The organism is Aliikangiella maris (assembly GCF_040719265.1).
In the GTDB taxonomy this organism is placed as follows: Bacteria; Pseudomonadota; Gammaproteobacteria; order Enterobacterales; family Kangiellaceae; genus Aliikangiella; species Aliikangiella maris.
In genome coordinates this window covers 99,247-112,472 of record NZ_JBFDAH010000012.1, presented here as the reverse complement: position 1 = coordinate 112,472, position 13,226 = coordinate 99,247, and the positions used below count along the sequence as shown (strand labels likewise).

Below are 13,226 nucleotides of genomic sequence, written 5' to 3'. Positions count from 1 at the left end.
ACTCCAGGGAAAACAAACTTAACTAACGGATCCCTTTGACACACTCTTCCAGCTCATAAAAGTCCGGGCGGACATCCGCAAAGAGCGTTTTACGCCCAAACTCAACAGCAACTTGTGGAGGCATACCATTAATTGAAGCCAGAATGCAGGTTTTCATGCATTCATAAAATTTAGCTTCCTCCAGAACCTTATGCTCCAATGCCTGTGATAGAGGAGCAACAAAACCATAAGCCAAGAGAATACCTAAAAATGTTCCGACCAATGCCGCTGCGACATGCAGCCCCAGTTGCTCAGGTGCCCCCCCTAAAAATTGCATCGTTATGACAATGCCCAACACCGCCGCCACTATTCCAAACCCAGGCAGTGCATCCGCAACCTTTCCCAATGCATGCGAAGGTGCCAGTTTTTCCGAAAGCTGTGTTTCCAACTCAATATCCATCAGATTCTCAAGCTCATAAGCGGTCATATCACCAATAACCATCAAGCGCAGATAATCACAAATAAACGCTAATGCTTCTTTATCTCGGGTAATCAAAGGAAAACGAGTAAAAATTTCGCTATCATCCGGGTCATCAATATGGCGTTCAATCGCTATCAACCCTTCACGCCTAATCACATTAAATATCTGAAAAAACAATGACAATAATTCCAGATAAAACGCTTTAGTATGTAAGTGTCTAAACAGTAAGGGTAGTTGCTTAAAGGTGGCCTTACTGACTTTGCCTGGATTAGCAATAATAAATGCGCCGAGCGCAGCGCCTCCAATAATCAGTAACTCAAAAGGTTGCCAAAGCGCAGCAATCTCTCCGTGAGACAAAACATACCCACCTAGAACAGCAGACAATACAATGATTACCCCAATCAATACTGTCATATTACTTTCTCGATCATTATAAGTTTCACTAATAAACTATAGTTAAAAATCAATTAACTCGCTTAAAACCTGACAAGTAATCACAAACTGGGTAAAATGCGCGCTTTTCGTCACCTGAAAGCCTTTATGTCGATCATCGAACAATTGCAAGTTACCGCTCAATATCTCATTCCTCAACATACCGTGTCAGTATTGGCAGGCAAGCTTGCCGAAAGCCAGACACCGTGGTTTAAAAACTGGTTTATTCAGCGATTTGCCAAGGCTTATCAAATTGATATGTCGATTGCGGTCGAACCCGAACTTACTCAGTATGCAAGCTTTAATGAATTTTTCACACGCCCCATTCGGCCCGAAACTCGACCGATTGATGCAGATATAAATAGTTTTTGTTCACCAGTTGATGGTTGTATGAGCCAGTTTGGACCAATTGAAAGCGGTCGCCTGATTCAAGCAAAAAATCATCATTTTACAACGCTGGAAGTATTAGGTGGTGATGAATCTCAAGCCGCGCATTTTGCTGAGGGAGAGTTTTGCACGATTTATCTGGCCCCCAAGGATTATCACCGAATTCATATGCCTTGTGACGGTAAACTGGTGAAAATGTCCCACATTCCAGGTCGATTGTTTTCGGTCAATCCACTAACAGCAAACAATGTGCCACACTTATTTGCACGTAATGAACGAGTGGTCAGTTATTTTGAGACTGATTTTGGCTTAATGGCCATGATCGCTGTTGGTGCAACGATAGTCGGCAGTATTGAAACAGTTTGGCAAGGAACCATAACCCCACCGACCGCCAAAAGTGTTACTCATTGGGACTACGCAGAACAAAATATTCACCTTGAAAAAGGAGCTGAAATGGGCCGCTTTAAGCTAGGTTCAACAGTCATCCTATTGATGCAAAAAGCTTCATGGCAATGGGCAGAAAAAATTGGTTTACAACAAGATATTCGCTTGGGTGAGAAGTTGATAACTCGTAAGCCTGACTAGTTTTTCTAATACCATTAGTGGTAATTTGCACAAGATAAATCGCTCATCACAGAATCAGTACCAATTTTAAATGAACAGAATTTACGTTAAGTAAGGTTGATATTAATTCTGCAAATTATCTTTTAACAAAACTCATTGGTAAAACTTGTTTAATGTCTTTGGCACCAGACTTTAGCATTAACAAGCGATCAAAACCTAATGCAACACCACAGCAGTCTGGCAAACCCTGTTCTAAGGCTTTAATCAATTCAAAATCGATTGTCATCGGCAGATAGCCAAGCTGTTGTCTGATTTGATTTTCTTGCTCAAAACGCAATAACTGCTCATTGGGATCACTAAGTTCATAAAATCCGTTAGCCAGTTCCAGACCTCCACTATAGGCCTCAAAACGACAGGCCACTTCACCGTAACGTGTGTATCTCTTACGCGCAAGGGCAGCCTGTGAGGCTGGAAAATCAGTTACCAAGGTCACTTTATCGGCAGGAAAAAGTGGTTCAATTTGTGTCGCAAATAATAAACTTAAATAATTATCAAATAGCATGTTTTGCGGTAAATCACCGAGCAAACGGTTAGCTTTAACCTCAAGTTCCGCTAAACTCAAATTAAACGGATCAATGGCCAGATATTGGATGAAAGCTTGTCTGTAACTCAGTATTTGATGGGCTAGCGGCCCCACTACCAACTGAATAATGTGCAAAACTTCGCTCATTAGCGCCTCAAGCGAGAAACTGCAGCGATACCATTCCAACATAGTAAATTCATTGCTATGACTGGGGCTATCTTCATCGGCTCGGAATACTTTTCCTAACTGAAAAATATCACCACTCCCCGCACATAACAGCTTTTTCATCGCATATTCGGGAGAAGTTTGTAAATAGCCCTGGGATTGTGCACGCGGGTTAATCACTTGCATTGCAGACATGTAGGGGTCGGTTACCGAGTAATCAGCGAGTAATGGCGTATCAACTTCAAGCACAGACTGATGCTTAAAATAATCACGAATTTGCCTGAGAGCAGTTGCTCGTTGCAGTAAAATATTGTTCACTGGTGCTGGAGATTGCATTCTAGGTGTATATTTCGAATTGATGATTGTTATTAAAACAGGCTGAATGAGTATTTGCCGAATTGTTCGATTTTAAATCTATGCAAAAGGTATATTTCAACAGGCCTCTTATGACAACTTTCTCATGCAAGGCATCGATTTCGTTCAACGAGACTGAGCAGGCTATCAACGAGTAAACAATATCGCATTGCCAAAGCCATTATCTAGGTGCGGGGCATCAAGCCCCAATCACCAATCAAGTTGCTCTGTATGATTGAGCCTTCAATTTATGCGCGAGAGGCATACTCACCAGAACGCGTATCAACTTTAATTTTATCGCCAATTTGAACAAATAAGGGGACACGAACTACCGCACCAGATTCGAGAGTAGCCGGTTTACCGCCGCTGCCAGAAGTATCTCCTTTAAGTCCAGGATCGGTTTCAACTACTTCTTGAACCACAAAATTGGGTGGTGTAATTGAAATTGGTGTGCCATTAAACAATGTAATTGAACATGACTCTTGCTCTTTTAGCCATTTGGCATTTTCACCAACAGCTTTTTCATCCGCAGCGAATTGCTCAAATGAACTAGGATCCATAAAGTGCCAGTATTCACCATCGGTATAGAGATACTCCATGTCAGTTTCCATAACATCAGCCACATCAAACGACTCACCAGACTTGAATGTTTTTTCAACAATTCGACCAGTCAGCAGGTAGTGAACTTTGGTTTTTGCAAAAGCCTGACCTTTTCCGGGTCTGACAAAATTATTTTCAACGATCGATACCGGCTCGCCATCCAGCATAAATTTCATTCCGGGTCGAAAATCGTTAGTTGTGTAACTCGCCATGAAAAATTCTCTCTATGTTTAAACACTAATGGGGTAAAATACCCGCCATGAAAAATACGACGCCAATAATACCCGTTTCCGAGCCTGAATGTCAGGTAAAATCATGGAAAAACCTGCTAAAAAACGCCATTACCACGACTGACGCACTATTAGCAGCAGTCGATCTGCAAGCAAACCAACTGGGCTATGAAATAACTGAGGATTCGGGTTTTAGTCTGCGAGTACCACAACCCTACATCGATAAAATCAAATCGGGCGATCCACTCGACCCTTTATTGCTGCAAGTACTTACCCAAAAGCAAGAGTTAGAGGAAGTAACAGGTTATAATCGGGATCCATTGCAAGAAAATAACAATCAGACACCCGGACTGCTCCACAAATACCAAGGACGAGTATTACTGATTTTGGCTTCAGCTTGTGCAGTTAATTGTCGTTACTGCTTCCGACGTCACTTTCCTTATCAGGATCAAATGGCCAGCGGCGATCAACTTTCTCAATCACTTCAATATATTGCAGCAGATACCAGTATTAGTGAAGTGATTTTAAGTGGTGGTGATCCGCTTATGGTAAGCGACAGAGCATTAGTTTCACTATTTGATCGTCTAGACGCCATTCCTCACTTAAAAAGAGTAAGGATTCACTCTCGTTTACCGGTAGTCATTCCTCAAAGATTAACGCCCACATTCGTTGACAGACTTAGTAGCAGTCGTCTGACAACCTCAATGGTTTTGCATATTAATCATGCAAATGAAATTGATAAATTACTGATTGAGCACCTGGCGCCACTGCGGCTTGCCGGTATTCAACTACTCAACCAGAGCGTTTTGCTCAAACAAGTTAATGATAATTTACCAACCTTGAAAGCACTGAGTGAGTCACTATTTGATGCGGGCATTTTACCCTACTATTTGCATTTACTGGATAAAGTAGCTGGTGCAGCTCACTTTGATGTTTCAACCCAGCAGGCGGTGGCATTAATTCAATCATTGAGAGAACAGCTCCCAGGATATCTAATTCCAAGACTTGCAGTTGAAGAAGCCGGCAAACCGTCAAAAACAGTCATCGCTTGAGTAGTTCGAGAAGTTAAAGCGGTTGGATTGAAATTCACTCAAATGACGAGAATGCCATTACTTGATATTTTAGTATTAATCAGAGTTTTAACATAAAGTTGCATTTTTTAATATCAAGTTGAATTAAGAAATCTCTATTATTATTGAGTTAGTATAAACAATTAGAGTAAAAAATTAACAATGCTCGCTAAGTCAATGACTTTTCAGCAATATCTATTCTATTATACTAAACTGACTTTAGGGTTGTATCAGTTTCGAAGCCAATCATCTTCGAGCTAATTCTCAAGCATTTACTGATACCAACCCCTTTAAAATGGGCAAAAGACCATTTTTGTCTAAATAAAAAATGGTTTTCGCGAGTTAATGTTTTAGAATTCAGAAAATATCATGTATTGTAGATATATTTTCAGAATTAAATTCAGGTTGTTTAGGAAGTAAAGCATGAAGCAAGGCAGCTCTGGATTAACCCTTAGGGAACTCCAGGCATACCACAAGACGGCTTTTGAGCTGACGCCCAAAAAAGTTGCTAACTGGGCGCAAAATCTGCCCATGGCAAATGTTGGGGAGAGCTCAACCAGTGTCTACCGTTTGCTGGTCGATACCAATCAGTCGATTATTGATGCGGACAAACGCCTGCAGATTTTATCATTGATTGAGCCAGTTGCCGGCAAATTAATCAGCTCGCTGGAGAAACAATTTCACAGCAATCATATTGCGCTGACGGACCGTCAAAAAAAAATCGCTGCATTAATTCAAGCCATCCACACAGAACTGGCTATTGGTTTTCATACCATTATTGAAACCATTGTCACTCAAGAGTTTAAACGAGCCAATAAAAAACCTCTAACTACCGCTTTAGTACACGCACTGCATTACCATGCTTTAGTGATGCTTCGATGTTTTCAGTTATATACAGTAATCCCACGCAGAATCTGGAAAGAAGTTTATTGCTTATACCAGATTGCCGCCAAAAATGAATTAGAGCACCTAAAAGTAACCATGGAGTATTTGCAGAGCGAGCAAACTATATTTGACTCCACTTTACGAATTTTATTGTTAAGTGTGGCTAACCCTTATCAACTCCATCAACGTGAAATCGAGTTACTCTGGCTATTACTCCCGGAACTAACAGCGCATGTTTCACTAAAATCTCATGCCTATAATAAACAACATTACGTAATCGATATTGCCGCCGCACTGCCACCAATTCATAAATCGTTGCACAAGTCGACAGAAAAAAAGAATTGTTTAAAACTGACCGTATCTACGGCTATCGACCATCTCAACGCAATGCTGGCTAATATTGACCACCATGGACAACAAAATACTCGCAAAATAATGTTGCTGCGCCACTTAATACAAACCTGGAATCACGGCACTCACCGCGCATTTGCCAGAACACCTTGTGAAGAAAATATCGAAATTTGTATTGGGCTTGGCGCGACACATTATCTATTGATGGAAAAAAATAAAAGTTCAAATGGCTTGTCGATAAATGACACCATCTCAAAAATGGAAGGCAGCTTAAAAGATGCACAACTATTAGATGTTGCCACACGCGAAGACTACCAATTTCAGCCAGGTGCTAACTATTTAAGCTCATCTGGCGTTCCTAAAGATGATGTATGGGACAAACTCTACCAGACAGACAAAGCTAGTTTTAAGCCGGTATTCCATCCACAAATGCGCTCTCGCGATACCATTGTGAGAGACAATTATAAGTTCCAAACCGTCAGCTTGCTGAATATGAGCCCTAATGGCTATTGCATTCAAATACCCGCAAACGAATTGCCTAAACATGCACAAACAGGCGAGATAATTGGATTTCTGGAGTTTGATCACCATCAACGTGAGCACTGGAGCGTTGGTGTGGTGCGCTGGGTCAGAAGGCATGCCAAAGGTGCATTAGTACAAATGGGTATCCAACTGCTCGCTCCCGGTGTAACAGCAATAAATATTAAGCGACGAAATTCAAAGAAAGAAGCAACTGACTTTTATCGTGGTTTATTACTGCCTGAATTAACCGGCATTGGTCAACCCGCCACCATCTTAACCAATCCGTTATACTTTTCATCCGACAATAAGGTTCGAATTGTTGAACCGGCACAAAGTTACAACGCCAGGCTACTCAAAGAAATCGCCACCACCACTAGCTATAGTCAATTTGCATTTGAAAAAACCGGTGAAATTTCTGGGTTAGCCGCAGAAACCAAAAACCCTTCGCTTTTTCCTGGTTCAGGAAAAGACGATGATATTGATGAAATCTGGGACATTTTTTAATCCGCTTGTTAAATAAAAATTTGCCTCAACAATGTCAAATTGCTTTAACCTATCGGAGATAATTTGAATTTGTTCACTTTTGAAAACTCGGAATCTCGGATACAATTAACCTAGAGACCGAGTCAGAATAACAAGCCAGGATAAACGCCACCGATGACTGCAAATATTCAGACAATACATTTGCTCCTGTTAGAACCTTCGTCAAATCAAGCGGAAGTTATTATCAACTCTTTGCGCAATCGCGGTTTTGCGGTTAGAGCCACTCAGGTTTTAACCACCGAAGAACTCGCGCAAGCTCTGGAAAAAGGCGTTTCTGATTTATTATTAGCCAATCTGGCCCACACTTCACTGCCAGCCAAACAGGCAATTGAGCAAATAGTGACTTATGGCCGCGATATTCCCTGCATTGTTATGATGGAAAGTCATGATGATAAAATCCTGACCGATGCGATGGGTTATGGTGCAGTCGATGGTGTTTCAGCGAATAACCTGCAATTGCTATGTCTTAAAGTTGAGCGCGAACTCAATAGTCTGCAAACCCGTCGCAAAAAAACACAGGCTGAACTTGCTTTAAAAGCAACAGAAAAGCGTTGCACCTTACTACTCGATAACTCTCAAGATGCCATTGCCTATGTTCATGATGGTATGCACGTTTATGCCAATAATGCCTATCTTGAATTATTTGGATTCAACGATCATGATGAGCTGATGTGTGTGCCCGCTTTGGATATGATTGCCAGAGAAAGCCAGGATGAATTTCGCCAATATTTAAAAACCATGGCAGCCACCAGCGACAATCAAAGCTTCACCTTCTCAGGTGTAAAGTCAGACATGAGTGAATTTGAAGCGATAATGACTTTATCAACCGCAAATTATGATGAAGAAGTGTGCACCCAATTGCTCATTCGCCCAGCAGCTGACAATGCCGAATTAGAAGAAAAACTCAAAGAATTGAGCGCTCAGGATACACTGACCGACTTATTTAATCGAAATTATTTAAATGAGCAATTGCACCTTGCAATCGAAACAGCTAACGAAAAAGGTGACATCTTTAACGTGCTTTATATTGAATATGATCAATATTCCAAAATACTCAGTGAATACGGTATAGCGGGCGTTGATCAAATCACCATTGATTGCGCCAAGTGGCTCTCGGAGCAAGTTCCTGATGAATTTAAACTGGCTCGAGTTGGCGATCATGCTTTTTGCTTTATCATGCCAAATAATTCACGTATTAAAGCCCGTGAAATGGCGGATAAACTTTGTCGGTCAATCAGTCAAGAACTATTTGATGTTGAAGGTCACACCATAAAAATAACCTTCAGTATTGGTATTTGCCCAATTGGCGAAGGCAGCGATGATGCAGCCCAAATTCTTTCTGATGCACACAGCGCGTGTAACCGCGTTGAAAGTAATGGTGTGAAGGTTTTCAATAAAGCCATTCGAGATGCCGGAAACGAGCAAGATATTAAATTACTGGAAAAAGTACAAGACGCCATTGATACTGGACGTGTTCAACTATTGTTTCAGCCGATTGTTAAGTTACATGGAGAAGAAAAAGCTATCTATCAGGTACAATTACGGCTGAAAGATGAGAACGGCAAAGTTATGGATTCAAGCAAAGTTTTTCCGTTAGCTAAAGCGGCTGGACTTGGAGAAAAACTCGATCGCTGGATAATCAAGCAGTCACTAAAATCAATACTCGTACAAAAAGTTGCCAATAATACACAGCTGATAATCAATTTAAGTAGTGTCTCGTTAATCGATCAAACTTTGGTTAGTTTTATTGAAAAAGCGGTTGCTGCCAGTCAATTACCGCGTTCAAGTATTATTTTCCAAATTGAAGAAAGCGATGCGGCTAATCACTTGAAGCGAGTTATCACTTTATGTGGCGAGCTTCGACAAAAAGGTTACACCTTATGTTTATCTGGCTTTGGTAATAACCCTGAACAACGCACGCTAATCGAACAACTCGATGTAGATTTTGTAAAAATAACAGAGAACAAAGCCAAAGATATTCCAAAAAATTCAGAGGTTGAAGAAGAAGTTATTCAATTGCTCGATGAAATTCATGCCCGAGACAAGCATAGCATTATTCCAATGGTAGAAGAGGCCGCCATGTTAGCTGCACTTTGGCCGATGAATGTAAAATATATTCAAGGATTTTATCTACAACGTCCAAGTGAAAAAATGGACTACGACTTCTCAGCCAGCGGTTTTTAAATTTAATGTAAATTAACACAAGTTATTTCATTTGCGCTGCAATTTTTGCAGCGCGCATTATCAATCACAGCAAAAGTGAAGTCATGCCGTCTTCAATTTTCACTTTGTCGAATTGATAGTATCAACGATTAACATTGATCAAATAGAAACTGAATCACTTGTAATACACTGCTATTTCCAATTAAAGGCCAGTGCCAACCAATTTAAATGGGTTTGGTTCATGCGGCCACTAGCGGCTTGTTGTACTTTTGGTTTTGCCCGATAAGCTAAATTAAATCCAGCCTTGGCCATCATTTTTAAATCATTCGCGCCATCACCAATAGCCATTGCCTGCTCTGGTAAAATATTTAACTGTTCACATAATTCAACTAAAAACTCAGCTTTTGCTTGCGCATCGACAATGTTACCAAGGACTTTACCTGTCAGTTGTTTTTTTTCAATTTCCAATAAATTAGCCTTTACAGCATAGAGCTTTTCTTGCTGTTTTAATTGTTCGACAAAAGGCATAAATCCACCAGAAACAATCGCAACCCGACAGTTATTTTCTTGTGCCACTTTCACTAACTGACTGACTCCTGGTGATAACGGCAAATTCGCTTTTAGTTGATGAATCGCGTTATCACCTAATCCTTGTAAACACGCCACTCTGGCTATCAGGCTTTGTGCAAAGTCCATTTCACCACGCATCGCCTTTTCGGTAACATCCGTCACCTTATCGGCAACGCCATGCAAGCGCGCCAGCTCATCTATCACTTCAATTTCAATAAAAGTAGAATCCATATCAAACAGCAACAGGCGCGGCGCTTGACGATTCTGCGCTGGCCATAACACATAATCAAAGACAGAATCCAGAATGTTTTTTTCAACCCAAAGTTTAAGTGTCTCAGGTTGCGCAAACACGTGCCAGCAGCATTGCTGTTGCGAACCACTTACTTTAATCAAAAGCGGCTGCTCACAGTTAGATGCCATGCGACCAATTAACTGTTGCTGTGATTGAAAATCAGTTGCGGAAAACAAACTAAGTTGACTCAAGTTTTCATCGAAAGTCGTTTGTTTTTGCCAGCGATTTTCTGTTATTTGGTAAACTTGGTTAAACTCAGGGAGGTAGGTATTTTCTGAAGACATCGTAAACAGTCCTCCAAAATTGAATAGCAATATTTTATTCTACCCTGATTTTTATGTGCCCCCTATCAAATATGTGAAAAAATCATCACTTTCACTTTTACACACGCTTTTTTAACTTGCTACAATGTCCTAATGACGACGAAAAAGCAAAAATATAATAAGCCACCTTCTCTACTTGGTGGCCTGTTCAGCCTGACGCTATTACTTACCGGTTTAATTCTGGTTTCTGGCTGGCTGATAATTAATTACCAAATAGAACAACTGGTTGCACAACGCACCAGTGAGTATGCCCATAGTATTGCTCAAATTGCAGCCAACTCTGCAGCCGATCCCTTAATGTCAGATGACAAGATTCAGCTAAAACTGCTGGTTGAAAACGTGGCTAAAGATCCCTACATCAGAAGTGCCACCGTATTTGCTGAAGATGGGCAAGTTGTCGCGCAGTATCCCGAAAATCTATTGCAGCCGATTAGCATTGATGACACATCAACCGAGCCGAGTATTACAACTACATCAGATGCCACCAGCCCTCAAAGTTCAGATAATAGCGAATCATTCAATGGCATCGATAACGCTCAAGAAATTACGAACTTATCCTCTAATTCAACATCAGCAGAAGAAGAATTACTCACAGAGCCCGCGGAAACCTCAGAGACAACAAAAAGGTCAGAGCAACAACTATTGGCAGAGGCAACCAGCGCTTACCTACAATCGCAAACAGATATTCCTTTTGTTGAGAAAATTACTTACCAGCAAGTCACTGCGGGCTGGTTTAAAATTACACTCAATCGTCAATTACTCGAAAGTAACTTTCGTGAAGCATTAACCCGATCACAGCAGATTATTCTGGCAATAGCAGTTGTCTTATTCTGTTTATTATTGTTATTAACGCTTAAGTATACCCGCCGTATCAAACAATTGACTCAGTATTGCCACCGACTCATTCAGATTAATGCGCCGCTTTTGCCTAACAATACGCAGCAATGGCTAGATGCAGTTAAAGCACTGGCAAATAATCATATTCATACTACTCAAGAAAAAATTATATTACCCGAAGCAAATCCCCAATGGTTAACCAGCAGAAGGGCCAAAGGTACATTGTTTTGTTTTTGTCAGTTCTCAATGGTTGAGCAAAACAACGAGCAAACCGCTAAAGCAATATCTTTAGGCGAACAATACTTAAAAGCAGCAATTCAAACTCACGGCTTACAGTCTCAAGGGAATATCCTCTCAGGTTGTCTCATTCCGTTTTTAGACGCAAAAGATAATGATGAAGCACTGGAAGAAGCCATTAATTTGGTCTATTTGATAAAAGAGCTGTTTGCCAGTATCGATGTAGAAATTAAACTACGTGCATTTATTGGCAAAGCGACAATTCTGGTATTGGAAAATGAACGAGCCGTCATTTCAGGTATTTCTTTATCTAACCGAATGCTTGAAAAAATCAATAAACTCTCTCCGCAGGTTGCCTACGGTGACATCATTTGCCTGGGCGTCGAGCAGCAGTCACTTAATCCGTTAGGGCAATTTGTTGAAAAACCACTCCCCAAAGAAGCAACGCCTTCGGTGTTTTACACTTTGCTGAGTGTCGATGAGTCGGTAAAACAGCAGACAGCGCGTCAACTCAACTATATCATCTCTAATTATTGCGCAAGCTGACTGGTAATTTTATAAATAATTGCTATTTTTTAATGTAGATAACGGTAAAAGCAAAATTACTTTGCGAGTTCAAAATTTAGGGCGGTAACACTCACTCAATGGCAATTTCTGTACTGATATGTGATGACTCCAGAATGGCAAGGAACCAGCTCGCACGCTGCTTACCTGAAGACTGGGACATCGAATTACACTTTGCTGAAGATGGCCGCCACTGCCTTGAAGTTGTCAGCGATATTCACCCAGATCTCATCTTTTTAGATCTCAATATGCCAGAGATGGATGGCTATGAAACCCTGGAAGAGTTTAGAGAGCAAGAAATTGACTGTGATGTGATTGTGGTATCGGGTGATATTCAACCTGATGCGCAAACTCGCGTGTTAGGACTAGGCGCAATTGATTTTATTAAAAAACCAATTAGTCGCGAAAAAATGATTCAGACATTAAGTTATCACGACCTTTATCATTCTCAAATAACAACACCGATTGAACCAGAAAGAGTCAAACTCGACAACCTAAATGATCACACCAACTTTATTGATGCCTGCCAAGAAATAGCCAATATTGCCATGGGCAGAGCCGGTGACTCACTGGCGCGATTTTTAGATGTTTTTGTTGAGCTGCCTGTTCCTATCGTCAATGAAATTGAACTCAACGAATTAATTATGGCATTACAGTTTGCCGAGCGAGAATCCACTGTGTCTTCAGTCTGTCAGGGCTTTATTGGTCCTGGCATTGCTGGCGAGGCACTTTTAATATTTAACGATTCGAGCTTTAAGAATATCGCAGAGCTAATGAAATATCATGGCCACATTGATGATAATATCGAACTTGAACTGTTGATGGATATTGCCAATATTTTGTTAGGTGCCTGCCTACAAGGCATTTCTGATCAATTGGATATTAGCCTTAGCCAAGGCCACCCGGTAGTACTTGGGCAACATATAAAAATTCCGGATCTTATTAATCATAATAAGCGCTGGAAAAAAACACTCGCTATAGAAATCAGTTACAGTATTGAAAATAAAGCAATCGATTGTGATTTATTAATTCTGTTAACCGAAGATTGTATCGATACACTAAGACAGCGCATTAGCTATATTATTTAAACTATC

Annotated in this window: 10 protein-coding genes; 6 read left to right on the top strand and 4 right to left on the bottom strand. The window is 40.7% G+C overall.

What is annotated here, in order from left to right; genetic code table 11:
• Positions 1–22: 22 nt before the first annotated feature.
• Positions 23–874: a flagellar motor stator protein MotA gene (gene motA, locus ABVT42_RS12705; protein WP_353897209.1), complete on the bottom strand. Its 852-nt coding sequence runs from the start codon at positions 872–874 to the stop codon at positions 23–25.
• Between the two features lie 96 nt (positions 875–970).
• On the opposite strand from motA, the gene asd reads away from it, so the two are divergent.
• Positions 971–1,864: an archaetidylserine decarboxylase gene (gene asd, locus ABVT42_RS12700; RefSeq protein ID WP_367023879.1), complete on the top strand. Its 894-nt coding sequence runs from the start codon at positions 971–973 to the stop codon at positions 1,862–1,864.
• 115 nt (positions 1,865–1,979) lie between these two features.
• On the opposite strand, the gene epmA is transcribed toward asd, so the two are convergent.
• Positions 1,980–2,927, bottom strand: a complete 948-nt coding sequence (gene epmA / locus ABVT42_RS12695; protein ID WP_353897207.1) for an EF-P lysine aminoacylase EpmA — start codon at positions 2,925–2,927, stop codon at positions 1,980–1,982.
• A gap of 266 nt (positions 2,928–3,193) precedes the next feature.
• A complete protein-coding gene (gene efp / locus ABVT42_RS12690; RefSeq protein ID WP_353897206.1) occupies positions 3,194–3,757 on the bottom strand; it encodes an elongation factor P in 564 nt (187 codons plus the stop codon).
• 47 nt (positions 3,758–3,804) lie between these two features.
• Between efp and epmB the strand changes: the two genes are divergently transcribed.
• The 3 genes from epmB to ABVT42_RS12675 all read left to right on the top strand — a co-directional run bounded on the left by epmB (position 3,805) and on the right by ABVT42_RS12675 (position 9,330).
• Positions 3,805–4,827 carry an EF-P beta-lysylation protein EpmB gene (epmB, locus tag ABVT42_RS12685; RefSeq protein WP_353897205.1) on the top strand — a complete coding sequence of 341 codons (1,023 nt, stop codon included), beginning with the start codon at positions 3,805–3,807 and terminating at the stop codon, positions 4,825–4,827.
• Between the two features lie 441 nt (positions 4,828–5,268).
• Entirely contained in the window at positions 5,269–7,107 is a 1,839-nt protein-coding gene (locus ABVT42_RS12680) for a hypothetical protein (RefSeq protein ID WP_353897204.1), read from the top strand.
• A gap of 153 nt (positions 7,108–7,260) precedes the next feature.
• Positions 7,261–9,330: an EAL domain-containing protein gene (locus ABVT42_RS12675; protein ID WP_353897203.1), complete on the top strand. Its 2,070-nt coding sequence runs from the start codon at positions 7,261–7,263 to the stop codon at positions 9,328–9,330.
• 171 nt (positions 9,331–9,501) lie between these two features.
• Here ABVT42_RS12675 and serB read toward each other — a convergent pair whose 3' ends face one another.
• A complete protein-coding gene (serB, locus tag ABVT42_RS12670) occupies positions 9,502–10,455 on the bottom strand; it encodes a phosphoserine phosphatase SerB (protein ID WP_353897202.1) in 954 nt (317 codons plus the stop codon).
• A gap of 132 nt (positions 10,456–10,587) precedes the next feature.
• Between serB and ABVT42_RS12665 the strand changes: the two genes are divergently transcribed.
• Both ABVT42_RS12665 and ABVT42_RS12660 read left to right on the top strand, forming a co-directional pair.
• On the top strand, positions 10,588–12,114 hold the full coding sequence (locus tag ABVT42_RS12665) for a hypothetical protein (RefSeq protein ID WP_353897201.1): 1,527 nt from the start codon (positions 10,588–10,590) through the stop codon (positions 12,112–12,114).
• Between the two features lie 98 nt (positions 12,115–12,212).
• Positions 12,213–13,220, top strand: coding sequence for a response regulator (locus tag ABVT42_RS12660; protein WP_353897200.1), 1,008 nt, complete (start codon positions 12,213–12,215; stop codon positions 13,218–13,220).
• The last annotated feature ends 6 nt before the right edge of the window (positions 13,221–13,226 follow it).

Bases quoted from the DNA above. Each gene is read 5' to 3' on its own strand.
- motA (WP_353897209.1), bottom strand. From the start codon at position 874: ATGACAGTATTGATTGGGGTAATCATTGTATTGTCTGCTGTTCTAGGT.
- asd (WP_367023879.1), top strand. From the start codon at position 971: ATGCGCGCTTTTCGTCACCTGAAAGCCTTTATGTCGATCATCGAACAA.
- epmA (WP_353897207.1), bottom strand. From the start codon at position 2,927: ATGCAATCTCCAGCACCAGTGAACAATATTTTACTGCAACGAGCAACT.
- efp (WP_353897206.1), bottom strand. From the start codon at position 3,757: ATGGCGAGTTACACAACTAACGATTTTCGACCCGGAATGAAATTTATG.
- epmB (WP_353897205.1), top strand. From the start codon at position 3,805: ATGAAAAATACGACGCCAATAATACCCGTTTCCGAGCCTGAATGTCAG.
- ABVT42_RS12680 (WP_353897204.1), top strand. From the start codon at position 5,269: ATGAAGCAAGGCAGCTCTGGATTAACCCTTAGGGAACTCCAGGCATAC.
- ABVT42_RS12675 (WP_353897203.1), top strand. From the start codon at position 7,261: ATGACTGCAAATATTCAGACAATACATTTGCTCCTGTTAGAACCTTCG.
- serB (WP_353897202.1), bottom strand. From the start codon at position 10,455: ATGTCTTCAGAAAATACCTACCTCCCTGAGTTTAACCAAGTTTACCAA.
- ABVT42_RS12665 (WP_353897201.1), top strand. From the start codon at position 10,588: ATGACGACGAAAAAGCAAAAATATAATAAGCCACCTTCTCTACTTGGT.
- ABVT42_RS12660 (WP_353897200.1), top strand. From the start codon at position 12,213: ATGGCAATTTCTGTACTGATATGTGATGACTCCAGAATGGCAAGGAAC.